The sequence below is a fragment of the Devosia sp. genome (assembly GCF_028290435.1).
Lineage (GTDB): Bacteria > Pseudomonadota > Alphaproteobacteria > Rhizobiales > Devosiaceae > Devosia.
The window spans coordinates 1-23251 of sequence record NZ_JAQGJV010000082.1; the positions used below are offsets into that span (position 1 = coordinate 1).

Below are 23251 nucleotides of genomic sequence, written 5' to 3' on the forward strand. Positions count from 1 at the left end.
AGTCGTTTCTGGCGAACCATACATCACGCCGATCTTCATGCGGATCTGGTTGATGAAGATCACCAGGCACTTCGACTTGGAAATCGAGCCGGTCAGCTTGCGCATCGCCTGGCTCATCAACCGCGCCTGCAGGCCGGGCTGCACGTCGCCCATCTCGCCTTCGATTTCCGCCCGCGGCGTCAGCGCCGCCACCGAATCGATGACCAGCACGTCGATAGCGCCGCTTCGAACCAGCGTATCGGTGATTTCCAGCGCCTGCTCGCCGGCATCGGGCTGCGAGATCAGCAGGTCATCGATGTTGACGCCCAGCTTGCGAGCATAAATCGGGTCCAAGGCATGCTCGGCGTCGACAAAGGCGCAGATGCCGCCAGCGCGCTGCGCCTCGGCGATCACATGCAATGCCAGTGTGGTCTTGCCCGAGCTTTCCGGCCCGAAAATCTCGACGATACGGCCCTTTGGCAACCCGCCAATGCCCAGCGCAATGTCGAGGCCCAGCGAACCTGTGGAGATCGATTCCACCTCGATCGCGGCGCTTTCGCCAAGGCGCATGATCGAGCCCTTGCCGAAATTGCGCTCGATCTGGCTGAGAGCCGCCGCGAGCGCCTTATCCTTATCCATCGATCCACCTTCAACAACGCGAAGCGGCGAGCTAGCCATGATTCTCTCCTTATTTCACGCTCTTGGGGGCCTGGCAACGCGCTGACGCCGTAAGTAGCTGTGCATTGAATGTGCCCTATTTGTTCTCATTTTGTTTCCGGACTGTCAATGGGGAATTTTGCTTTCCGCGCAAACCTCGCCGACACCGCCAGAATCTGCCCGCCCCATCGATCCCACGCCACTTTCCGCTTGCCCCTGACTAACATGTTGCGTTTTATGCCGGCCAATCAGCCCGAACCGGGCCAGCCACGGCAGGAGCCCCACGCGATGAATCTCATTCAATATTTCGACCTCAATGGCGAACGCGCCGTGGGCCAGGTCGACGGTGACCTCACCCGGCAGGTCAATGACGCCACCAGCGTCTACGATCTGGCCATCGCCGCGCTCGCCCGCAATATCGGCATCGGCGCGCTGATCGCCGAAAAGGGCGTCGGCGCCACCGTCGACAAGGCGGCAATTCTGGCTGAGGGGCGCATGCTCGCGCCGATCAACCATCCCGATCCGGCCCATCTCTATGTCACCGGCACCGGCCTCACCCATCTGGGTTCGGCCTCGACGCGCGACGCCATGCACAATTCCAACAAGCCGGCCGGCGAGCTGACCGACTCAATGAAGATGTTCCAGATGGGCCTGGAAAATGGCAAGCCGACCGACGGTACCAAGGGCGTACAGCCGGAATGGTTCTACAAGGGCAATGGCTACACCGTGGTCAATCCCGGCCACCCGATCCCCTCCCCGTCCTTCGCCCGCGACGCCGGGGAAGAGCCAGAGATCGCCGGCATTTATGTCATCGACCAGAACGGCCAGCCGCGCCGGCTCGGCTTTGCGCTGGCCAATGAATTTTCCGATCACGTCACCGAGCGCGTCAACTACCTCTACCTCGCTCATTCCAAGCTGCGGGCCTGCGCCTTCGGCCCCGAGGTGCGCGTCGGTGACCTGCCGTCCCACATCGAGGGCATGTCGCGCATCAAGCGCGATGGCCAGGTGATCTGGGAAAAGCCGTTCCTCAGCGGTGAGAACAATATGAGCCACACCATCGCCAACCTCGAATATCACCACTTCAAGTACGAGCTGTTCCGCAATCCGGGTGACATTCACGTCCACATGTTCGGCACCGCCACGCTGAGCTTTGCCGATGGCGTCGTCACCCAGCCCAACGACGTATTCGAGATCGAGGAAGCCCAGTTCGGCGCGGCTTTGCGCAATCCGATCCGCATCGAGGCCGAACACCCCGTCATCGTTGGCAACGTCTACTAAGGTTTAACTTTGCGTTGGCCCGGCTTTACGCCGCGCCCCTAACATGTCAGTTGTCCCTCAATCTTGAGGGACAACCATGACCAAGCTCAGTTTTGAAAAACGCCGCGTCGGCAAGACCGCGCTCGAGGTGACCACCCTGGGCCTGGGCGGCGCATCGCTTGCCGGCATTTTCAGCGCCGTACCGGCCGAACAGGCCCGCGCCACGGTGGCCCACGCGCTCGATGTCGGCATCAATTATGTCGATACCGCCCCCCAATATGGCCTCGGCCGCTCCGAACATTTGGTTGGCGACGCGATCCGCGAGCGCCGTGGCGACGCGATCCTGTCCAGCAAGGTCGGCCGCCTGCTCAAGCCCGTCAAAGCGGCCGAACAGGACAAGGGTGCCTGGGTCGATCCCCTGCCCTTCAACCAAGCCTATGACTATTCCTATGACGGCGTCATGCGCTCGTTCGAGGATAGCCTGCAGCGCCTCGGCCTCAATGCGATAGACATCGTCTATGTCCACGATATCGGCGTCTCCACCCACGGCGCCGAGGCCAACAAACCGCTCTGGGCGCAGCTCGCCGGCGGCGGCTACAAGGCCCTGCGCGAACTGCGCGATAGCGGCGTCATTTCGGCCTTCGGCCTTGGCGTCAACGAGTGGGAAGTGCTGATGGACGCCTTCGCGCTCGGCGATTGGGACGTCTTCCTGCTGGCCGGCCGCTATACGCTGCTGGAGCAGACCTCCTTGCATCCCTTCATGTCCACCTGCATCGAGCGCGGCGCGTCAGTCGTGGTCGGCGGTCCGTTCAATTCCGGCATTCTGGTCGGCGGCGACAAGTTCAACTATGCCAAGGCGCCCGACGATATCGTCGCCAAGGTCAGGGCCATCGAGGCAGTGTGCAAGGATTTCAACGTGCCTCTGCCCGCCGCTGCGCTGCAGTTCCCCCTCACGCATCCGGCCGTCTGCAACGTGTTGCCCGGCCCGCGTTCGCCCGCCGAACTCGATGGCATTCTCGATTGGTGGCAGGTCAAGATTCCTGCTGAACTCTGGACGGCCTTGGCCGATAAGGGCCTCCTCGCCGAAGGCACGCCGGTCCCCCATACCGCCGCCTGATCTGCTTGACGTTACGCCGCGCCCAGCACTAATATAACCACATAGTTTTAGAACTCCTGGGTTATAGAAATGCTGGACGCGGCGCGCCTCGACGCTACCTTTTCCGCCCTCGCCGATCCCACGCGGCGGGCCATTCTGGCGCGGCTGGCGCAGGGCGATGCCTCAGTCACCGAACTGGCCGAACCATTTGCCATGAGCCAGCCGGCGATTTCCAAGCATCTCAAGGTGCTGGAAGGCGCCGGCCTGATTTCGCGCGGCCGCGACGCCCAGCGCCGCCCGTGCAAGCTGGAGGCTGAGCCACTGGCCGAAGCCACTGGCTGGCTGATCGAATATCGCCAATACTGGGAAACCAGCTTCGAGCGCCTCGATGACCTGCTGGACGAATTGAAGCGGCTCGAAAAACTGGCTGGCAATCGCAACTGAGGAGGACCGCATGGGCTTTGCCGGGCCATTGATCGTTACGACGCCGAGCGACCGCGAAATCGTCATCACCCGCCAGTTCGACGCCCCCCGCCATCTGGTATTCGCCTGCTACACTCAGCCGTCATTGATCCGGCGCTGGCTCAAGGGCCCACCGGGCTGGACCATGCCATTCTGCGAGTTCGAGCCTAGGGTCGGCGGCAAATACCGCTACGAATGGAAAAGCCCCGATGGCTATGTCATGGCCATGGGCGGGGTAATCCGCGAATTCGAGCCGGTCGAGCGCATCGTCAGCGCCGAAGTCTTCGATGAGGATTGGACCGGCGGCGAGACCGTTTCCACCATTGTGCTCGACGAAGCCAATGCCCGAACCACGCTGGTCAACACCATCGTCTATAGCTCCAAGGAAGCCCGCGACGGCGCCTTGGCGACACCGATGGCCGAGGGCATGGAAATGAGCTTCTCCAACCTCGATCTGTTGCTAGAACAGGCCCAGATCATTCAAACGCATGACGCTCCGGCTTGAATCGTCAATTCAGGTCGCGTGCATAAGCCCTTAGCGTCTCAAGCGGAATCAGGTCCAGCACGACCTGGTTGGTGGCGCGCAGATAGACGCGCGGCGCCATACCAGCTTCGTGCGCTTGCTGCCAGCGCATCGCCACCAGGCACCAACGGTCGCCCGCCTTGAGGCCGGCAAACGCAAAGGCCGGCATCGGCGTGCTGAGATCGTTCCCCACCGAACTGGAATAGGCCAGAAATTCGTCGGTCGCCTCGATGCAGACCAGATGCTGAGCCGCCCCGTCGGGGCCGGCGGCGCAATAGCCAGTGCGGAAGAACCCGGTCAACGGATCGGTCGAGCAGGGCTGCAACTCCTCGCCCAACACGTTGAACTGCTCCGGCCACCGGAAGTGCCCGCCGACGGTCACGCCTCGTCGCCCCTGCCGATTTTCTGCAGCACTTCCTTGACCTTGGTATTGATCTGGTCGAGCGAATAGGGTTTTGGCAGGAATTCGACGCTCTGGTCGTCCTCGATATCGCGCCGCACACTTTCCTCGGCATAGCCGGACACGAAGATGACCTTGAGATTGGGCATGGTCTCGCGCACATGCTTGAGCAGCGTCGGCCCGTCCATTTCCGGCATCGCAACGTCGGAAATCATCAGGTCGATCTTGAAGTCTTGATCTTCCAACACTTCAAGCGCCTCTTCGCCGCCATCGGCTTCGAATACCTCATAGCCGGTAGCGCGCAGCGCCTGGGCCGAAAAGGCGCGGACGCTTTCCTCGTCATCGACGAGCAGAATGCGCTCGTGCCCGGTTAGGTCGCGCACCGGCGCCGCCACTGCGGCCTTGACCGCCTCGGCTTCCACCGGAATATGCCGCGGCAGGTAAATCTTGAAGGTCGTGCCGACCCCGACCACAGAGACCGGGTAAATGAAGCCCTCGGTCTGCTTGACGATGCCATAGACGGTCGACAGGCCTAGTCCGGTGCCCTTGCCCAATTCCTTGGTGGTGAAGAACGGCTCGAAAATCTTCTCGATGATTTCCGCGCTCATGCCGGTGCCGGTATCCTGCACTTCGATCAGCACATAATCGGCTGGCACCATGCCCTTGAATGTCAGCTTTTCGGCTTCGTCATGCGTCACATTGCCGGTCCGCAGCGTAATTGACCCGCCGTCCGGCATCGCATCGCGGGCGTTGACCACGAGGTTGATGATCACCTGCTCCAGTTGCACCACGTCGGCACGAACCGGCCAGACATTGCGGCCATGCTCAACCTGCAGCGTATTCTTCTCGCCGATCATGCGCTTGAGCAGCACCGTCAGGTCGTCGACGATCAGCGGCAGTTCCAGCACCTGCGGCCGCAGCGTCTGCCGGCGCGAAAACGCCAGCAATTGCCGCGTCAAACCGGCAGCGCGATTGGCGTTCTGCTTGATCTGCATCAGTTCGCTGAACGAGGGATCCCCCGGCTTGTGCTTGAGCAGCAGCAGGTCGGAAAAGCCGATAATGGCCGTCAGGAGGTTGTTGAAGTCATGCGCCACGCCGCCCGCCAACTGGCCGACAGCCTGCATCTTCTGGCTCTGCGCGAACTGCGCCTCCAACTTGCGCTGGTCGGTCATGTCGAGCGCATAGACATTGACCTGCTCCGGCGAGCCGGCGCTCATTTCCGAGCCGGACACATAGAGCCGCACCGCATGATCGCCCTCGGCTGTCAGCAATGCATCGACCGGATCGATTTCGGACTGATGTGCGGCCGCATCCTCGATCGCCTTGGCGAATTTCTCGCGGCTCCCTTCGCCGATCAGCTCGGCCAACGGTTGCAGTTCGAGGCTCTTCTCCTCGCCCGACCATTTGAAGATGCGCCCAAACGGCGCATTGGTACGGATGATCCGGCCAGCGCCATCCAGCGTCGCGATGGCAAACGGCGTGTCGTTGAAGAAGCGCGAGAACCGCACTTCGGCCGCGCGCAATTCCTCTTCATTGTCCGGCGCGCTCGAACGGTCCAGCACCAGCGTGCGCGTCTCGCCCAGCTCGCCATCGGCCATCCGGGCCGCGCGATGCAGCAGCCGCACAGGGAAGCTAGTTCCGTTGCGCCGCACCAGGTCGATATCGATGATTTCGGTGCGGATTTCGCCATCGCTACGCCCGCGCATCAGCAGGGTCGCGCCGTCGCCACGCACGATATCGGCCATGCTCAAATGGCCTGAATTAAACTCGGCCAAGTCATAGCCCAACCAATCGGTCAGCGTCGAGTTGAGATACTGGATCGCCCCATGCGCGTCGGCCGAGAAAAACCCGGCCGGCGAATGGTCGAGATAATCGATAGCCCGCTGCAGATCGCGGAAAGCGCTCTCATTATTGTCGCGGTCGCGGGTGATGTCCTCCACCGACCACATGATCAGCGGCTTGCGGACCTCATCGGTCTCCGGCAGCGGCCGCACGGCCACGCGATACCAGAATGCGCGATTGCTCTCGGCCTGCGAACCGCCGAGCCCGCCGACCAGCCGAATGTCCTCGACCGCGCCACGCCCATCCTTGGCCGCCCGCGACAGGCGGTAGATCGCCTCGCTGGCTTCCGATTGCCCGGCAAACAGGCGTGGCACCCCCAGCGGCACGCCATTGCTCACCCCACCGGCGAAGGAACCATAATGCCCGTTCACATAGGAAATCTTGCCGTCCCGGTCGGCCACCACAGCGCCATAGGGCAGGCTATCGACCACAGCCCGCGAAACCGTCCGCCGTTCCTCGGTACTGCCGAAGCGGAACAGGCCCGCCGCCAGTCCGAACAGGCAGAACACACCGACAACCGCCAGCACGCCGACAAAGGCGATAACCCAGTCGCCCGGAATCTGCTCCCCGAACACCGAGAACACCACTGCCGCGACGACGAGCACCAGCCCCAGCGCGGCCACACGCCACACGCCGGCATTGCTGCGGGACGATGCCAGCAGCGGCTCCGGATAATTGCCATCGCCCAGCGGCGTCGATGTCATGGATGTCGCACTCCGATGCCGAATCAGTGGCTGCCCCTAGCTCTAGCAAATGGCCCGCCCGTGCGGGAGGTGCATGCGGGTTATCAACATGGTGCACCCGCCCGATAGCGGCATAATGACCGCACTACCCTGGCCACAACGCCTATTTGCCGGGATTTACTTAGCCGCCTTCCAGCCGGTCCGGCTCTTGAGCCGCATCACGAAGCCGATGACCTCGGCGACGGCCTTGAAGTGATCGCCAGGGATGACGTCATTGACCTCGACGCTGGAGAACAACGCCCGCGCCAGCGGCGGGTTCTCAACGATAGGCACATTATTCTCGGTCGCCACCGTACGGATGCGCAAAGCCACCGCATCGGCGCCCTTGGCCACGCAGATCGGCGCGCGCATGGCCTTGTCATAGCGCAAAGCCACGGCGAAGTGGGTCGGGTTGGTGATGACCACGGTCGCGTTCGGCACCGCCGCCATCATGCGCGAGCGGGAACGCTCCTGCCGCAATTGGCGAAGGCGGCCCTTGATCTTGGGATCGCCCTCCATCGACTTGTATTCTTCGCGGGTTTCCTGAACCGTCATCATCTGCCGCTTCCACCATTTCTGGCGCTGGTAGATGAAATCGGCCATGGCGATGATGGTCATCACCGCCAGCACCGCCGTAAAAATCTTCACCCCGATTTCCTGGAAATCCGTCAGGATCATCCGCGGGTCCACGGTCATCATCGTGTCGAGGCGGTCGCGTTCGGGCCAGATCGTGAAAAACAGTACCGCGCTGACGATGCCGATCTTGGCCAGGCCCTTGCCGAAATTGACCAGTGCCTCGGCCGAAAACAGCCGTTTGAACCCAGCGAGCGGGGACACCTTCGAGAATTTCGGCGTGATCGGCTCGGTCGACAGCAGCGGCCGATGCTGCACCAGGTTGGAGGCAATGGCGCAGGCCGACAGGATCGCCAGCGGCGGCAGCACAATGCCCAGCAGCGACAGCGCCAACCCGTTGAAGAAACTACCGAACGCCGCGCCACCCAGCTCAAACTGGTCCGAATTGGCCACCAGGACGCGCAGCGACTCCATCAGGCTGGCGCTGGCCGATGGCGCGAACATCGCGAATACTGCCGCCGAGCCGAGCAGCATGAACCAGGTCGTCACCTCCTGGCTTTTGGCCACGTCGCCTTTTTTGTGGGCGTCCTCGAGCTTCTTTTGTGAGGGGTCCTCACTTTTACTGGATTCTTCTGGGGCTTCGTCTGACATGACCGCCTATCCTCGCCACATGGCGAGGTGCTCTTCGAACGCCGACAGATACCAGCCCATCATCATGGTCAGCAGCAGCGCGAAAAGGATCAGCCCGCCAATAATATTGGCGGGCATCAGCACGAAGAACACCTGCATTTGCGGCATCAGCCGCGCCAGGATGCCGGCGCCCAGGTTGAACACCAGCCCGAACACGATGAACGGCGCGGACATCTGCACGCCAATGATGAAGGCATGCGACACGGTCTTGATCATCAACTGCGCCGCGTCATCGAACATCAGCGGGCTTTCGACAGTGAACACCATATAGCTGTCGTAGATCGCCGCCAGCGCCACGTGGTGCAAATTGGTGGCAAAGATCAGCGTCACCCCCACAAACGACAGGAAGCTGCCGAACACCGCGCCCTGAATGCCAGCCTGCGTCGGATCGGCGGACTGCGCCGTGCTCAAACCCGATTGAAATGCCACGATGGCGCCCGCCACCTGCGTGGCCATCACTGTCACCCGCACGATGGCGCCAAGCATCAACCCGATCGCCAGCTCGTGAAACACCAAGCCGATAACGGCCATCGAGTCGCCGGGCAAGGCGGGCATGCTGGGCGACAGCAGGGGAAAAAGCACCAGCGTGAAGGCCAGGGCGAAACTCAGCCGCATCCGGGCCGGGATCATCTGCTCGCCCAAGGCGGGCATCAGCATCAGAATGGCGCCAATGCGCGCAAACAGCAGGATATAGATAAAAGCGGTCTGGGGCAGCCAGTTGAGCCCGATGGTCAAGGCCTATCCGCCCACGATGATCATATCGATCACCCGATTCATGTAGCCGCCCATGGTGGCGCCGAGAAACGGCAGCGTTATCAGCATGGTCAGGAAGATGGCGATAATTTTGGGCACGAACACCAGGGTCTGTTCCTGGATCTGCGTCAGCGCCTGGAACAGCGAAATCACCACGCCGACCAGCAGTCCAACCAGCATCATCGGCGCCGACACGATAATCAGTGTCCAGATGCCATCGGTGGCAATATCGAGAACTTCAGCACCGTTCATCGTAGCTTCCTGTGACGTCTCGCCGGCGAATCGTCGCCCCACTCTACTCCCGTCGTATCATTCCGGCACAAGCCAGAATCCAGTATTCTGCGCTCCGGCGATCACTTCCAGCTTGGGCTGGGATACCCGACCGGCTGACGTCAGATCGGCATCCGCATGATTTCTTCGTAGGCCGAGATCACGCGATCGCGCACGGTGACCATGCTCTCGATGGCGATTTCGGTCTGCGACAGCGCGGTGACCATGTCGACCACGTCAGCCTTGCCGTTGACCATGTTCATGGCCATGGCATCGGAGGTCTTGCCGGTATCGACGACGCCCTGGACAGCTTGTGAGAGCATGTTGGCGAAGTCAGGCTGCAGCGCATGCTGCGCCAGCAGATCGCTGCCCGGTGTCGAAGGCTGGGACACCTGGGATATGAGTTGGGAGGCATTGTTATAGGCCGCAGTGGCCGCATTAAAAGGTACGGTCGTCATGATCTGGTCCCTTAACCACGCAGGATGTCGAGTGTCCGGCCCAGCATCTGCCGGGTGACGGTCACTACATTGAGGTTGGCTTCATAGGTTCGCTGGGCCTCGCGCATATCCATGGCTTCGATCAGCGGATCGACGTTTGGATATTGTACATAGCCCTTGGCGTCGGCGGCCGGATGGCCCGGCTCATAGCGGCTCTGGAAGTCACTCATGTCATAGGCCAGCTTGCCGACCTCGACGACCTTGCCACCCACATCGGCGTCGAACTTGGTGTCGAATGTAGGCACCCGCCGGCGATAAGGGTCTTCCCCTGGCGTCTTGCCGGTCGAGTCGGCATTGGCCAGGTTTTCGGCGATCACCCGCATCCGCGCGGTCTGCGCGTGCAGGCCCGTGGCCGCAATTCGTAGCGAAGCATTGAAATCTGCCATGCTCTAAACTCCTAGGCCTGCCGGCCCATTGCGGTGCGCAGGATCTTGATCGACTTCTGGTACAGCGAGGTTGCCGCCTGGTAGTCCATCGAGTTGGTGGAAACCTTCATCATCTCGTCTTCCAGCGACACGCCGTTGCCTTCTGGCGTAATCTCGAAATTGGCCATCGGCTGGCCGCTCAAGGCGCCCTGCCCATCATTGCCCACGGAAAAGTGTTTGGGCTGCGTGGCAGTGGTCGTCACGGTCGCCGAGGAGAATGGCCCCACCTGATCGGCGAAATTGAACTCTTTCAGGTCCCGCCCGCGAAACCCGGGCGTTTCCGCATTGGCCACATTTTCGGCCAGCAGCCCTTGACGCGCCTGATGCCAGTGCATTTTGTCGGTCAGTGCAGTAAAGACTGGCATGTCCAGCAGGCCCATAGATCAAACTCCCCACGACTCTGGCGTGATGGGCAATTCTTGCCGCCTGATGGTTAACCAAGTGTTAACGCAGGGCGGCTACACCCCCTAGCAGCCTCGCAATTTGCGAATTTGCGGGTTAAATCGGCAAAATATGCCGCCTCAGGGTCGGCGCGTCTCGGAGATACACAGTGAATTTCATCACTAGCCTTTTTGGTGGCGAGGGCAGCTCCCTCTTCACCGCCCTGTTCGCGCTCGGCGTTGTCATCGTCTTGATCGTGCTGGCCGTTTGGCTACTCAAGGTAGTGTTCAACGCCTCGGGCAATATCGCGCGCGGCCGCAATCGGCGCCTGTCGGTGGTCGATAGCCTGGCGCTCGATCCCAAGCGGCAATTGCTGATTATCCGCCGCGACAATGTGGAGCACCTGATTTTGACCGGTGGCCCGGCGGATGTCGTGATCGAGGCGGGAATTGCCATCGAGGAAGCAGCAGTCCAGCCTAGCCGGCGCCCGCTGCCAGTCGCGCCGCGCCGCCCGGTGCCGATTCGTCCCGCTGCGCCTGCCGTTGTCGGCACTGTCCCCGTCACCGCGCCGACTGTCGATTCCGAGCCTTCGGCCGCTCCTGCCCGCGCCATCGAAAAGCTGCGCAATCCCAAGCTTCGCTCGCTGCGTCATACCGGGCTGATGCGCCCCGTCCCGCCGGTTGAACCGGCTGTTAACCTCTCCGAGAATTCAGATCAGCTCGATCACGACTCAGCTAAAGAGGTTGAGGGCTACTCCAGCACTGGAATCACAGAGTTTGACGAACAGGACGGCGATATCCGGCGAGATGAACGAAAAGCCGACGGCGTCTAGGCGCCGCCGCTACCTGCCATGGTTGGGGCTGGCCGCCGCATTGGCGCTGACCTTCGCCCCCAGCCTGGCCTTTGGCCAGGAACTGTCCATCGATTTCGGCAACGAGACGACGCTGACGCAGCGGGCCATCCAGCTTATCGGGCTGATCACCCTGCTGTCGCTGGCGCCGTCGATCCTGATCATGGTCACCAGCTTCACTCGCATCGTGGTGGTGCTGTCGCTGCTGCGCACCGCCATCGGCCTGCAGACCGCGCCGCCTAACTCGGTGATGGTGTCGCTGGCCATGTTCCTGACGCTGTTCGTCATGGCGCCCACCCTGCAGCAGACCTATGACCAGGCCATCGCGCCCCTCATGGCCGGCCAGATCGAGGCCACCGAGGCGTTTGAGTTGGGCAGCAAGCCGATCCACGAATTCATGCGCGCCAATGTGCGTGAGAAGGACCTGCAGCTCTTCTACGAGCTCACCGATGCGCAGCCCCCGACCGATCCCGCAGCCATTCCGCTGCAACTGCTGATCCCGGCCTTCATGATCTCGGAACTGCGCCGCGCCTTCGAAATCGGCTTCCTGCTGTTCCTGCCCTTTGTGGTCATCGACATGGTGGTGGCATCGGTGCTGATGTCGATGGGCATGATGATGCTGCCGCCCATCGTGATCTCGCTACCGTTCAAGCTGATTTTCTTCGTGCTCGTCGACGGCTGGTATCTGGTGGCCGGCTCGCTCGTCCGCAGCTTCGTCACCGGCACTACCGGGGCCGGTTAAGAGCCTCGGGAGACCCGCTAGACGGGTTTCCTCGAAACGCTCTACGCGGGCACGCGGCCTCCCCACCACCGCATCACCGGGCTCTTGGTGCCTCCAAGAGAGCTGGATTGCCGGGACAAGCCCGGCAATGACAGTCCAAGTGAGCCCTGTTGGCGCCCACCGCCCCGTTCACCCAGCGCGCTATTGCGCGCTAGCCAGCGCCGGCTGGCCATTGGTGGCGAATGGCGGCGCCAGAGCCCCGGTGCTGCCATAGGTCTGGCGATAGGAGTCAAGGAAGGCGTTGAGCCCGTCGAGCCCCGACACGTCGCGGGCGACCTTCTTGAACTCCAGGCTGTTCGTGGTGATCTGGCCGGTGACATAGTCGAACATCGGCCATTCCGGCGTCGTCACCATGCGATCGGAGAATTTGGAGCGCAGCCGCGCCGAGCCGAAATCGTCGCCGCTCAGCACATAGCCGACCGCCGCCTTGATCACGTTCATGCGCGTCGATGGCCCCAGCGGTTGCGCCGGATCTTGCCCCAGCACCATAGCCTCGATCATCTCGCTGGCCTGCGAATACCGCCCCGCCTTCCAGTGCGCATCGATGCGCAGCAGGTCGGCGTCCTGCCCATCCATGTCTTTCAGGACATCCAGCGCCAGTTGATCGCGCCCGCCATCGATCAGCGCCCGCGCCTCCAGCACGCGCCGCTGCCGTGCCAATGATGGCGGAATGCTGGGCAGCCGGCTGCCGTTGAGCACGCGCAAGGCGTCCTGAGGTTTGCGGTCGGCCAGATAGATTACCGCGAGGTCCGCTGCGATCTGCGTGCGCGCCACGCCGTGCAGACGGTTCTCCAACTGATAGTTCAGCAACTGCGCCGCCTGTGCCAGCAAGTCCACCTTCACGAGCCGCCGCGCCAGGTTGCGGATCATCTCGTCGCCCCTGGCGCCAGCCGGCGTCAATTGGCGGAAATCGTAATACAGCCCCAGCGCATCGACCGGCCCCAGCGAGTCCGCCAGGCCATCGAGATAGAGGTCGCTGAAAATCTTCTGCGCATCGTCGCGCAGTTCGTTGACCGGCGTGCTTTCCGGATAATTGGCCACTGCCTGCTTGACGGTCTCGAAACCTTCCCGGTAGTCCCCCTCGCGGAAATAGAACCCGGCCAGCATGCGCTGCATGTCCGACTCCAGAGGATTGCCCCGCCAGAGCAGCGCCTCGGCCGCCAGGGTGTCGGTGGCCTTCTTCAGGTCGAGATTGCCCTGCTTGTCGAGCAGGCCAAGCGTGCGATAGATCGCCTCCGCCCGTGTGGGCCGGAAGTCGGCAGTGATGACCTGGCCATAGGTGTCGATGGCCTCCGCCGCCCGCCCCGCAGCCTCGTCGATACGACCGGACAGCAGGTGATAGAGGCTGACTTCCTCAAGGTCGAGGCTACCGAAATCAATCTCGTTCAGCATCCGCTCGGCCATGGGTGTGTCGTCGCTCTCGACGGCGGAACGCACGGCGGCGAAGTAGAACCGCTTGCGCGCCCACAACGGATAGCTGCCCACAATCCCCTGGGCCTCCAGCGCATCGCTGCGCGCGCCCTTGAATTCGTAATTGTCAGTCCGGGCGATCGTACGCCAGAGCAGGGCGTCGACTTCCTCGGCCAGCGAGTCCGAATTGAGAATTGCCAGCGCATCCTTGGGCCGCACGGCCATGGTATCGGCAATCGCCAGCGACATGCGGACCTTGCGCGTCAGGTTCTTGTCCTTGAGCTCGTTCTCAAGCACATGCAGCACCCCGATCGCCTCATGGGCGAACTGGTTGGCCAGGTAATAATCGGCCAGGTTCAGGCGGGCGATATCGCGCTCGCGGCCATCGGTCTGCGAAGCGGTCGCCGTCAGGTCTTCGCGCGTCTTCACAAACGCCGCTGGATCACGCTCTTCCAGGCGCGTCAGGTCGATGAAGCTCGACCGCGTCGATTCCGCCGCGCCATTGCCCAGCTCGCGCGGATGATCGAGCGCCGAAACGGTCAGTCCGTCCTGGGTCGAGATCACCGCTATGTCGTTCTCGACGGCCACTTTGACATCGAGATTGGCCGGCTTCACCACTAGGCCATGCACACTGCGCAGGGCGGAAAAATCGACATAATCCAGCGTCCGCGTCAGCCCGCGCGCCGGTGGATAGGCAGTCACCACCTCCAGCACGTCACCCACCGATGGGTCGCGGAATTCGTGCACCCGCGCTGGCCGCGCCAGGTCGGCCGTCATTTCGAACAGCCCCTCCAGATCGCGGCGACGCGTCAGCGTCACCGGCTCAGTCGGGGTCAGCATAATATCGCCCAGCGACAACACCCACGCCATGCCTTCCGAACCCAGCGTCGCCAGGCGGTCCTGCGACAGGTCGATCCGCACCACCTGGGTGTCGCCCGATGAGATCACCGAGAAGTTGCTGGCCAGCGCGTTGAGCGCCTCGTTATCGGCCGGGGGCGTGATGCCGGCGACGGTGTCGAACAGCATCCACACCGTATCGCCGCGCCGGAACACCGCAGCGGGGGTATCCTGCTCGAACGGAAACACCACCCGGACGGTCGAACCCAGCACGCTGACAAACGGCGTTACCGTATGGGCCGCCTGCGGATAGAGCGCATTGATTGGATTGGGGGCGTCGGGATGCGCACTGGCCCCCTGTGCTGCCGCATCGGCGGCTGCAGCGTCCTTGGCGAGGTCCGGCGCCGTCAGCTCCGGCAGCTTGGCGCCCGCCAGATCGACGTCGATCACATATTGACGCGGCGAGGTCTCATAGAAGCGCGGCGTCACGCCCTTGGCGAACGCCATGGTCACGGTTGCGCCGTCGGGAGTATTGGCGCTGTTGACCGACAGGATTTCGGCCGGCAGGTCGGTTGCCAGCGCCAGCATGTTCACATCCACCGGCCATTCGAAGGTCACTTCGCCGGTCTGATCGTTCTGCTCGAATTTTGCCGTGGTATCGACGCTCCAGTCGAACTGCACGCGCATGAATGTCGGATTGCGGCCGATCCGCACCGTCGCTGCCGGCTTCAGCTCAAGGGCGCCGGCCGCCTTGCGCTCCTGCTCCGCCTTGATGGCGGCAAGGCGCGCGCGCTCCGCCAGCTCGTCGATGACATCCTGCGGCAATGCTGGCGGCATGCCCTGCCAGCTCAGCGGCAGCAGATCGACGAACAGCTTCTCGCCGGCATCGATCTTATTGAAATTGAAACCCGACTTCAGCGCCAGCCGCAGGCCCTTGCCATCGGGATCGACCCGGGCAATCGATACATAATTCGGCAGGATCGTGCCAACGTCGGGAAGCTGGATATTGACCGGCTGCTCAAACTGGATGGACAGTACCCCATTGTCCGCCTTGATCGTATAGGCGGGCAGACTGTCGCGGTCGGGAAAGCTGAGAATGAGCCGCGCATAGCCGCCGGCTTCCTCGGTAACGAAAAGCTGGCCCTGGTCGAGCGCATAGGCCGGCGCCATCGCCCCCCCAAGCACCGCCAGCACGATGGATAGCAGCAGGCCGCGCACGGCCTTCTGCCAGTTTAGTTTGAACGCAGTCTCCACCGGCTGCCCTGCCCGACGCAATTTGCGTTTCGGGCGAAGTCCAAGACTTCGGATTCCCAAAAACGCGGGTTACAACTCTACTGGAGCTGACCATAGCGCGCCGGACTTAACGTCGCCTTACGCAGACCGAGAAGGCATTGCTACTCTTCGATATTATTGGCCGACGATTTGCGGCAGGGCGGCCAGCGCGTCGGGCGTCATCTGCTCGGGTGGCTGGTCGGACAGAGCCGCCATCCGCACCGTCAATTCCTGCGCTCGCGCAGGGTCCATCGCTGCCATGATCGGCGACATCTTGCGGGGATTCATCAGCTTGGCGACCTTTAGCAGCACTTCGATGTCGAGCGTGTTGAAGATCGTCGCCGCGTCCTTGGGCTTCATGTTCTGATACAGCGTCACGATGCCCGCGAACTGTCCGGCTTCCATCTGCGTGCGCTGGTCCACGAGTGCTGAAATCTGGTCTTCAAGCGCCTGCAAGGTTGCCTGGCGTTCCGCGACCTTCTTTTCGGCCGCATCGACCAGCGACGAGCGCAGCACCAGTTCCTGCTCGTAATTCTGCAGTTCGGCACGACGCTTGCCCAGGCTTTCCAGCACAGCGGCTTCGCTCAGGGTCTGGCCATCCTCGCCAACCAGCGGGATCGGCTGTCCATCGGCGCCCAGCCGCGTCGGCAAGGCATCGGTCAGCGGCACGCAACCGGCACTAACCGTCGGCGCGGCAGGAGCTCCATGATCGCCAGCCGCAGGCGCAGCCGCCGTAGGGTCCAGTGCCGCCGGACTGGTCGCCCCTTCGCCCAGGACAGGGGTGGCGGCACCGCTTGGCGGGCAAACCACGTCGAGGCCGGCGGGAAGACCACCCTCCGCGCCGTGTTCGCTCGGTGCGCCATGCTCGCCTTCACCCGCGGGCGCGGCGTCGTGTCCCGTCTCGGCTTGCGCAACCTCGGTGGGCGCTGGCGCACCGTGATCGCCCGTCGCTGCGGCTGGCGCAGCGCCGTGTTCGCCTGCCGCCACCGCAGGCTGCCCCAGCGTCGGGGCGCCATCGGACAGCGTCGGGCTGCTATCGGCCATGGTGGGCTCGACCGGCAGCGTCATCGTGCCATCCGCGCCAACTTGGGCAGCCGCAGGGGCACCGTGGCCCCCACCCTCTTCCGCCTGCACCGTCGTTACGCCGCCGAGCACGTAGCTGCCGGTAATCACAAGGCCCATGGTCTTGAGAACCAGCAGCGCGCTGACGGCCAGAATAACGACAGGCAGCAGACGGATCGATTTCACGCCGCGTTCTCCCGGGCCCGAGCGCGCGCATTCAACTGCTGCAGCGCCGATTGCACCTTGTTGGTCTCTTCGAGCGCCGGCTCGACGGCAACCGGATGGCTGCGCGCGATGCTGGTGATCTTGGCGATGCGTTCCATCAGCATCGAGCCGGCGCTGACGTGGTTGGCCAGTTCGATCCCGAAGCGCTCGGCCTCTTCCAGCCGCGCCGTCAGCGCCAGGTCGGCGTCCATGGCGGTGGTCTTGAGTTCCTTGATCGCCTGGTTGGCGAGATTAGTGGCGCCCACCAGGTCCGCCACCATCTGCTGCAACACCGAGCGGTCGGCATGCAGCCGCTTGAGGCGGCTGTTGAGCACGACGCAATATCCAATCGTCAGCGCCATCAGCACGGCGACTGCCGATTCCACGAAAAACCCCAAAGGCAAACCGAACATCATCGTCCTTCCATTTTCTCGTCGATCGCCTCGAATGCCGCCATGGTGACCTTGGGCGAATTGAGCGGACGAATCGCCCGCACCGAAACATGATTGCCAATATGGCCCATAATGGCCTCTGTGAGATCGACATCGCCACAACGCAGGCGCACCGGATCGTTGGGCGAACGTTCGAACATGATGGTATCGCCGGGCTTGAGGCTCAGCACGCGCGATAGCGACAGGTCCTGCTCATGCAGCACCGCTTCAACCTCGACATCGGCCGCGTAAATCTCGGTGGCCAGATGGCCTTCCCAAGTCGCGTCGCGGCCGAATTTTTCGCCCATGAACATCTGCAACAGCTGTTCGCGGATCGGCTCGATGGTGGCGTAGGGCAAGAGGATTTCGACCTTACCGCCGCGATCGTCCATTTCGATGCGCAGCTCGATCAGGATCGCCGCATTGGCCGGGCGCGTGATCGCCGCAAATCGCGGATTCGTCTCGATGCGCTCCAGCTTGAAATGCACCTGCGTTACCGGCTCGAAGGCGCGGTGGGTGTCTTCAAGAATGATGTCGATCATCTTGCGCGCCAGCGCCATCTCGATGGTCGTATAGGGCCGCCCCTCGACGCGCACATTGCCGCCGGTGCGCCGTCCGCCCAGCAACACGTCGATCATCGAATAGATCAGGTTGGAGTCGACCGTCAGCAGCCCGTAATTCTCCCATTCCTCGGCCTTGATCACCGACAGGATGGCGGGCAGCGGGATGGAATTGAGATAGTCGCCAAACCGCACCGACGAGATCGAGTCCATCGTCACTTCGACGTTGTCCGACGTAAAATTGCGCAGCGACACTGTCGCCAGCCGCACCAGCCGGTCGAACACGATTTCCAGCATCGGCAAGCGTTCGTAGCTCACCAGCGCCGAATTGATCAGCGCCTGTACGCCGGTCAGTTCCACATTGCTGGCGGCGCTCGAGTCAAAGCCCAGCAGGTTGTCGATTTCGTCCTGGTTGAGCACCCGGTCGACACCATCATTCACCGCGCCGGCCTGCGCGTCGATCATCGCCGCCCATTCGGCGGCCGCATCGGCGGCGCTGGTCTCGCCTGCGGGCTCGGAGCCGTTCTGGACATCGTCCAGGCCCCAGTCTTCCGCCAGTTTATCCTGATCGTTGGGACCAGCCATTATTGCACCAGGATTTCTTTGAACAGGATGCTCTCCACCTTCTCGGGATAGATCGCCACGTTCACGCGCCGCAGCAGTTCTTCCTTGAGCCGGTAAATGCCGGCCGAGCCTTCGAGATCGCTCTTGCGCAGCTCGCGCAGGTAGACCTGGAAGGCGTCAACGACCTTGGCCATGCTGGGCTGGATCTTGGTCATCATCTCTTCATTGGCGACTTCCAGCGCCACCGTCAGCTTCATGAAAGCCTCGCCGTCGGTCTCGTTGTTGAGATTGACGGTCATCGTCGGCAGGTTGAAGATGAAGGTCGGATGCGCGGCCAAAGCCGCGTCCGCGGCGGCGTCCGCAGTCTTGCCCGCGGACAGGAACAGGTAGAGCCCCGCCCCGGCCAGCAGCACGGCGACGACCGCGGCAGCGATGATGATCAGCTTGCCTTTGCCCTTCTTTGCAGCGGGGCCGCTTTCGACTTCAGCTTCGGCGGCCATGCTAAACCTCGGAGAACAGGGGATTTTCGGACGATTCCGTCCCCGCCATCAGCTAAGCGATCGATGGTTAACGAATAGTTACAAATCCCGGCCATGCGGCAAAAATTGCCGGGCAGCATTTGCCGCCCCGTCACGGCAATTCCTGCCAAAATTCACATCCCCATCGCACCAGATCGTTGAATTCATTCACCTTTCCGACCTGGCATGGTTTCTGCAAGGTTAACATCGAGCCTGCCAGCTTGGGGAAGCGGGACGGCTCGGGGATATTCGGGGACTGAACGATGATTAAGAATGCGCAACTGATTGGACTATCTCGCCAGATAGCCTTGGCGCGCCAGATGGACGTGGTGGCCAACAATATGGCCAACATCAATACCACCGGCTTCAAGGCGGAAGAATCGCTGTTTGAAGAATATGTGGGTCCCGTGGCCCGCGACCAGGACTTCATGGGCAAGGACCAGCCGCTCTCCTATGTGCAGGACTGGGCCACCATGCACGACCTGTCCGCCGGCGACATGGTGCAGACCGGCAACCCCCTCGATGTCGCCATCAACGGCGCCGGCTTCTTTGCCGTGCAGACCGCAGGCGGCGATCGCTGGACCAAGGCCGGCGCCTTCCAGATCAACGCCGGCGGCACGCTGGTCGACCTGAGCGGCAATCCGGTGCTCGGCGACGGCGGCCCGATCCAGTTCGGCCCCGAAGAAACCGACGTCAATATTTCCGAAGACGGTGCCGTCAGCAGCAGCGCCGGCGCCAAGGGCCGGCTGCGCATCGTCGAATTTGCCAATCCGCAGGCCATCCATCATGAGGGCGGCAATCTGTTCTCCGGTGGCGCTCCGATCGCGCCGACCGATAGCCGCGTCATGCAGGGCTTCATCGAAAAATCCAACGTCTCGGGCGTCTCCAGCATGGCTGAAATGATCAAGGTGCAGCGCGCCTATGAATCCGCCGCCGCCCTGTCGCAACGCCAGGACGATATGCGCCGCAGTGCCATTCAGCGCCTCGGCGACCCTAACGCTTAAAGGATCATGCCATGAAAGCCCTTTATATCGCATCAACCGGCATGAGCGCTCAGGAGCGCAACGTCGAAGTCATCTCCAACAATATCGCCAACATGCGCACCACTGGCTTCAAGCGCCAGCGCGCCGAATTCCAGGACCTGCTCTACCAGCAGATCACCCGCGCCGGCTCGCAAACCTCGGACCAGGGCACCAACCTGCCGGCCGGTGTCGAAATCGGTTCGGGCGTGCGCACCGTCGCTACCCCGCGCATCATGAGCCAGGGCAGCGTCGAGCCCACCGAAAAAGAACTCGACGTCGCCATCCGCGGCGAAGGCTTCTTCATGATCAACATGCCCGATGGCCGCACCGCCTATACCCGTGACGGCTCGTTCGACCGCAGCGACCAGGGCACCATCGTCAACTCCAGCGGCTATGAGCTGCAGCCCGGCATCACCATCCCCGGCACCGCCAAGTCGGTCAGCATCTCGCCCGACGGCATGGTCGAAGCCGTGCTGGCCAATGACTCGGTGCCGACCCAGATGGGCCAGCTCCAGCTCGCCCGTTTCGTCAACAAGGCCGGCCTTGAATCCCTCGGCGATAACCTGTTCGGCGAAACCGCCGCCAGCGGTGCCCCGCAGATTGGCACGCCCAATGCCGATGGCGTTGGCGACCTGCTTGAAGGCTATCTCGAAATGTCCAACGTCAACTCCGTCACCGAAATCGCCGATCTGATCGCCGCCCAGCGCGCCTACGAGATGAATGCTCGTGTGATCAGCGGTGCCGACGAGATGATGCAGTCGACCACGCAACTGCGTTGATAGGAGCTCCGTAAATGATCAAGCGCTCCCTCATCGCCGCATTCACCACCGCCCTGCTGGCCGGCAGTGCTCTTGCCGCCCCGCAGCTCAAGGCCGAGGTCGTCGTCATCGGCGCCGTAGTCACCGTCGGCGACATGTTCGACGATGCGGGGCTCCAGGCTGAACTCCCGCTGTTCCGGGCGCCCAATCCCGGCACCAGCGGTTCGGTCCCCGTCGCCGCCATCACCGCCGCCGCCGCCCGTATCGGCATTGCCGCCTTCGAGGCCAATGGCCTGCACAGCGTCAACGTCATCCGCCGCGCCAGCGTGGTCGATGAGGCGGTCCTGACCGACCTGATCGCCCGTGACCTCGTGACCCGCGGCACTATCGGCGCCGCTGTCCATGCCCAGGCCATGTTCGCCACGCCCGTCACCCCCATCAACGCCGAAGCCACCGACGCACCCGCCACCCTGCTCAGCCTGCGCTACCTGCCCGGCAACGGCGTCTTCATCGCCCGCTTCGCCGTCGCCGGCATGGCTAAGCCGCTCGATGTCTCCGGCACACTCGACCTGACCGTCGAAGCCCCCCATCTGGCGGCAAACCTGGCGGCTGGCACCGTCATCTCGGCCACCGATATCGAAATGCGCCCGGTCTCGCTTCGTAACGGCGACAGCACGGGTTTTGCCGACGCCGCGCAACTGATCGGCATGCAGCTCAATCGCCAGAGCCGCGAGGGCATGCTGCTCAGGCCAACCGATGTCTCGACCCCCACGATGATCGCCCGCAACGACCTCGTCACCATCTACTTCCGCGAGGGTCCGATGACCCTGACGGTCAAGGGCCAGGCCATCACCAACGCCGTTGCCGGGGCTCCGGTCCAGGTGCTCAATCTTATGTCCAAGCGCGTCATCACCGCCAAGGCGCTCGCCGCCGGCGCCGTCGAAGTGAGCAAGGATCCGCTCGCTCTCGCCGGCCTCTGACCAGCTTTCAGGAGAATTCTCATGACCCTTTTTAAGATCACCGCAATCCTGGCCCTGACCGCTGCGCTGGCCGGCTGTAACACCATCGACCGCCTCGCCGATGTCGGCAACGCCCCGCGCCTCACCGCCATCGAGGACCCCACGACGGTGGCGGGCTACGTACCGGTCCGCATGCCGATGCCCGAGGCAATCGAAGATACGTACCAGCCCAATTCGCTCTACCGTATGTCGGCCAAGGGCTTCTTCAAGGACGAGCGCGCCCATCGCGTCGGCGACATCCTGACTGTGATGGTCACCATCAACGATAACGCGCAGATCGACAACGCCACCCAGCGCGCCCGCAGCTCGTCCAACTCGGCCGGTCTCGGCGGCATCCTGGGCTCCGCGGTCACTAATCTGAGCGCCGGCGCCATCGACCCCAGCGGCGCTGTCGACATCACCTCGGGCATGAAGGACGCAGGCAACGGCTCAGTCAACCGCTCGGAAAGCCTGCAGACTTCGGTCGCCGCCGTCATCACCCAGGTCCTGCCCAACGGTAATCTGGTGATCGAGGGCCGCCAGGAAGTGCGCGTCAACTTCGAAGTGCGCGACCTGATCGTCGCCGGCATTGTCCGCCCCTCCGATATCCAGGCCAACAACACCATCCCGTCGTCCAAGATTGCCGAAGCCCGTATCGCCTACGGCGGCCGCGGCCAGATCACGGACGTGCAGCAGCCGCGCTACGGCCAGCAGGTGATGGACGCCATCCTGCCCTTCTAAGGCAGAACTCCCCTTCCCGGCCGCGCAATCCCCCATTGGTGCGGCTGGCTCCTCGGCAAGGTCCAGAAGGAATTGCCACAAGGCTCGTCTCCAGAACAGAGGCGGCCACCAGAGAGGCGCAGTCCCCCGGCTGCGCCTCTTCCCCATTTTGGCCATGGCTCTTTCGTAAGCTTGCTCCGGTCCCCATGTGTGACACTCACAGACAAGGAGAACCAGAATGACCAAGTCCCTGACCTCCGGCATCATCCTCGGGCTCGTCCTCGGCGTCGCGATTGGCTCCGTGATGGGCAATATCGCGATGGGAATCGGCATCGGCATTGCCCTCGGCATCGCCATAGGCGGTGTGTGGCAGGCGATAAATGGCAGCAGCCGGCCAAAATAAACCCTCCATCATATTGGCCGGAATTGCTTGATCCATTAAATTCCATCCAGCGCCCAATTAACGAAGCATTATCCATACCAATATTTACCAGTGGAACTTCAAACTGTAACTTAGCGTTCTTTCGGGTTCAGGAGGACGCGCTATGGCTTTTCTTCCGCTCGGCATTTCATTTGGATTGTGTCTCGGCCTCATCATTGGCCTCGCCACTGGAAACTTGATGTTAGGCATGGCGCTGGGTGTCGCCATCGGCGCTGGTGTCGCGGTGGTGCTGATGGCAATGACGCACGAAAAACCCCTGCACTGGCCTTTCATCTGGCGCTAGGCTGTGGAACAT

The 23251-nt window shown here is 62.6% G+C and carries 26 protein-coding genes; 12 read left to right on the forward strand and 14 right to left on the reverse strand.

Features of this window, described 5'->3' with window-relative positions; all coding sequences use genetic code 11:
* A partial coding sequence (gene recA / locus JWP26_RS18055; RefSeq protein WP_299730966.1) for a recombinase RecA occupies positions 1 to 657 on the reverse strand: 657 nt, incomplete at its 3' end.
* Between the two features lie 267 nt (positions 658 to 924).
* Between recA and araD1 the strand changes: the two genes are divergently transcribed.
* The 4 genes from araD1 (at position 925) to JWP26_RS18075 (ending at position 3956) form a co-directional block, all read left to right on the forward strand.
* Positions 925 to 1914: an AraD1 family protein gene (gene araD1 / locus JWP26_RS18060; RefSeq protein ID WP_299730969.1), complete on the forward strand. Its 990-nt coding sequence runs from the start codon at positions 925 to 927 to the stop codon at positions 1912 to 1914.
* Between the two features lie 76 nt (positions 1915 to 1990).
* Positions 1991 to 3010 (forward strand): aldo/keto reductase, encoded by a 1020-nt coding sequence (locus JWP26_RS18065; protein WP_299730972.1) that lies wholly within the window; start codon positions 1991 to 1993, stop codon positions 3008 to 3010.
* 69 nt (positions 3011 to 3079) lie between these two features.
* The gene (locus JWP26_RS18070) at positions 3080 to 3433 is read left to right on the forward strand and encodes a helix-turn-helix transcriptional regulator (RefSeq protein WP_299730974.1); all 354 of its coding nucleotides are present in this window, start codon (positions 3080 to 3082) and stop codon (positions 3431 to 3433) included.
* A 10-nt stretch (positions 3434 to 3443) separates the two neighbouring features.
* Positions 3444 to 3956, forward strand: a complete 513-nt coding sequence (locus JWP26_RS18075; protein ID WP_299730975.1) for an SRPBCC family protein — start codon at positions 3444 to 3446, stop codon at positions 3954 to 3956.
* Between the two features lie 4 nt (positions 3957 to 3960).
* On the opposite strand, the gene JWP26_RS18080 is transcribed toward JWP26_RS18075, so the two are convergent.
* From JWP26_RS18080 to flgB, 8 genes are all read right to left on the reverse strand, one after another.
* Positions 3961 to 4356, reverse strand: coding sequence for a DUF2237 domain-containing protein (locus JWP26_RS18080; RefSeq protein ID WP_299730977.1), 396 nt, complete (start codon positions 4354 to 4356; stop codon positions 3961 to 3963).
* Positions 4353 to 6920, reverse strand: a complete 2568-nt coding sequence (cckA, locus tag JWP26_RS18085) for a cell cycle histidine kinase CckA (RefSeq protein ID WP_299730979.1) — start codon at positions 6918 to 6920, stop codon at positions 4353 to 4355. The genes JWP26_RS18080 and cckA overlap by 4 nt, the downstream gene beginning before the upstream one ends.
* Positions 6921 to 7076: 156 nt before the next feature.
* Positions 7077 to 8162, reverse strand: coding sequence for a flagellar biosynthesis protein FlhB (gene flhB, locus JWP26_RS18090; protein WP_299730982.1), 1086 nt, complete (start codon positions 8160 to 8162; stop codon positions 7077 to 7079).
* A 6-nt stretch (positions 8163 to 8168) separates the two neighbouring features.
* A complete protein-coding gene (gene fliR / locus JWP26_RS18095; protein ID WP_299730985.1) occupies positions 8169 to 8936 on the reverse strand; it encodes a flagellar biosynthetic protein FliR in 768 nt (255 codons plus the stop codon).
* Between the two features lie 3 nt (positions 8937 to 8939).
* On the reverse strand, positions 8940 to 9206 hold the full coding sequence (gene fliQ, locus JWP26_RS18100; RefSeq protein WP_299730987.1) for a flagellar biosynthesis protein FliQ: 267 nt from the start codon (positions 9204 to 9206) through the stop codon (positions 8940 to 8942).
* Between the two features lie 140 nt (positions 9207 to 9346).
* On the reverse strand, positions 9347 to 9682 hold the full coding sequence (gene fliE, locus JWP26_RS18105; RefSeq protein WP_299730989.1) for a flagellar hook-basal body complex protein FliE: 336 nt from the start codon (positions 9680 to 9682) through the stop codon (positions 9347 to 9349).
* Positions 9683 to 9693: 11 nt separating this feature from the next.
* Complete coding sequence (gene flgC / locus JWP26_RS18110; RefSeq protein ID WP_299730991.1) at positions 9694 to 10107, reverse strand: flagellar basal body rod protein FlgC; 414 nt, start codon at positions 10105 to 10107, stop codon at positions 9694 to 9696.
* 11 nt (positions 10108 to 10118) lie between these two features.
* A complete protein-coding gene (gene flgB, locus JWP26_RS18115) occupies positions 10119 to 10526 on the reverse strand; it encodes a flagellar basal body rod protein FlgB (RefSeq protein WP_299730993.1) in 408 nt (135 codons plus the stop codon).
* 170 nt (positions 10527 to 10696) lie between these two features.
* Here flgB and JWP26_RS18120 point away from each other — a divergent pair, with 170 nt between their 5' ends.
* Positions 10697 to 11359 carry a flagellar biosynthetic protein FliO gene (locus JWP26_RS18120; protein WP_299730996.1) on the forward strand — a complete coding sequence of 221 codons (663 nt, stop codon included), beginning with the start codon at positions 10697 to 10699 and terminating at the stop codon, positions 11357 to 11359.
* Complete coding sequence (fliP, locus tag JWP26_RS18125) at positions 11334 to 12119, forward strand: flagellar type III secretion system pore protein FliP (RefSeq protein WP_299730999.1); 786 nt, start codon at positions 11334 to 11336, stop codon at positions 12117 to 12119. Before JWP26_RS18120 ends, fliP begins: the two co-directional genes overlap by 26 nt.
* A gap of 180 nt (positions 12120 to 12299) precedes the next feature.
* Here the strand turns inward: fliP and JWP26_RS18130 are convergent, their stop codons facing one another.
* The 5 genes from JWP26_RS18130 to JWP26_RS18150 all read right to left on the reverse strand — a co-directional run bounded on the left by JWP26_RS18130 (position 12300) and on the right by JWP26_RS18150 (position 18998).
* Positions 12300 to 15659, reverse strand: a complete 3360-nt coding sequence (locus tag JWP26_RS18130) for a hypothetical protein (RefSeq protein ID WP_299731003.1) — start codon at positions 15657 to 15659, stop codon at positions 12300 to 12302.
* A gap of 153 nt (positions 15660 to 15812) precedes the next feature.
* Positions 15813 to 16925 carry a hypothetical protein gene (locus tag JWP26_RS18135; protein WP_299731006.1) on the reverse strand — a complete coding sequence of 371 codons (1113 nt, stop codon included), beginning with the start codon at positions 16923 to 16925 and terminating at the stop codon, positions 15813 to 15815.
* Positions 16922 to 17359 carry a DUF6468 domain-containing protein gene (locus tag JWP26_RS18140; RefSeq protein WP_299731009.1) on the reverse strand — a complete coding sequence of 146 codons (438 nt, stop codon included), beginning with the start codon at positions 17357 to 17359 and terminating at the stop codon, positions 16922 to 16924. Before JWP26_RS18140 ends, JWP26_RS18135 begins: the two co-directional genes overlap by 4 nt.
* The gene (gene fliM / locus JWP26_RS18145) at positions 17356 to 18519 is read right to left on the reverse strand and encodes a flagellar motor switch protein FliM (RefSeq protein WP_299731011.1); all 1164 of its coding nucleotides are present in this window, start codon (positions 18517 to 18519) and stop codon (positions 17356 to 17358) included. Before fliM ends, JWP26_RS18140 begins: the two co-directional genes overlap by 4 nt.
* Positions 18519 to 18998: a flagellar basal body-associated FliL family protein gene (locus JWP26_RS18150; RefSeq protein ID WP_299731013.1), complete on the reverse strand. Its 480-nt coding sequence runs from the start codon at positions 18996 to 18998 to the stop codon at positions 18519 to 18521. The genes fliM and JWP26_RS18150 overlap by 1 nt, the downstream gene beginning before the upstream one ends.
* Before the next feature lie 284 nt (positions 18999 to 19282).
* On the opposite strand from JWP26_RS18150, the gene flgF reads away from it, so the two are divergent.
* The 6 genes from flgF to JWP26_RS18180 all read left to right on the forward strand — a co-directional run bounded on the left by flgF (position 19283) and on the right by JWP26_RS18180 (position 23239).
* Positions 19283 to 20020: a flagellar basal-body rod protein FlgF gene (gene flgF / locus JWP26_RS18155; RefSeq protein ID WP_299731225.1), complete on the forward strand. Its 738-nt coding sequence runs from the start codon at positions 19283 to 19285 to the stop codon at positions 20018 to 20020.
* 11 nt (positions 20021 to 20031) lie between these two features.
* The gene (gene flgG / locus JWP26_RS18160) at positions 20032 to 20817 is read left to right on the forward strand and encodes a flagellar basal-body rod protein FlgG (RefSeq protein ID WP_299731015.1); all 786 of its coding nucleotides are present in this window, start codon (positions 20032 to 20034) and stop codon (positions 20815 to 20817) included.
* A gap of 14 nt (positions 20818 to 20831) precedes the next feature.
* Positions 20832 to 21776, forward strand: a complete 945-nt coding sequence (gene flgA / locus JWP26_RS18165; protein ID WP_299731017.1) for a flagellar basal body P-ring formation chaperone FlgA — start codon at positions 20832 to 20834, stop codon at positions 21774 to 21776.
* Positions 21777 to 21797: 21 nt separating this feature from the next.
* Positions 21798 to 22535, forward strand: coding sequence for a flagellar basal body L-ring protein FlgH (gene flgH / locus JWP26_RS18170; RefSeq protein ID WP_299731020.1), 738 nt, complete (start codon positions 21798 to 21800; stop codon positions 22533 to 22535).
* Between the two features lie 217 nt (positions 22536 to 22752).
* A complete protein-coding gene (locus JWP26_RS18175; RefSeq protein WP_299731023.1) occupies positions 22753 to 22917 on the forward strand; it encodes a hypothetical protein in 165 nt (54 codons plus the stop codon).
* 142 nt (positions 22918 to 23059) lie between these two features.
* Positions 23060 to 23239, forward strand: coding sequence for a hypothetical protein (locus JWP26_RS18180; RefSeq protein ID WP_299731026.1), 180 nt, complete (start codon positions 23060 to 23062; stop codon positions 23237 to 23239).
* The last annotated feature ends 12 nt before the right edge of the window (positions 23240 to 23251 follow it).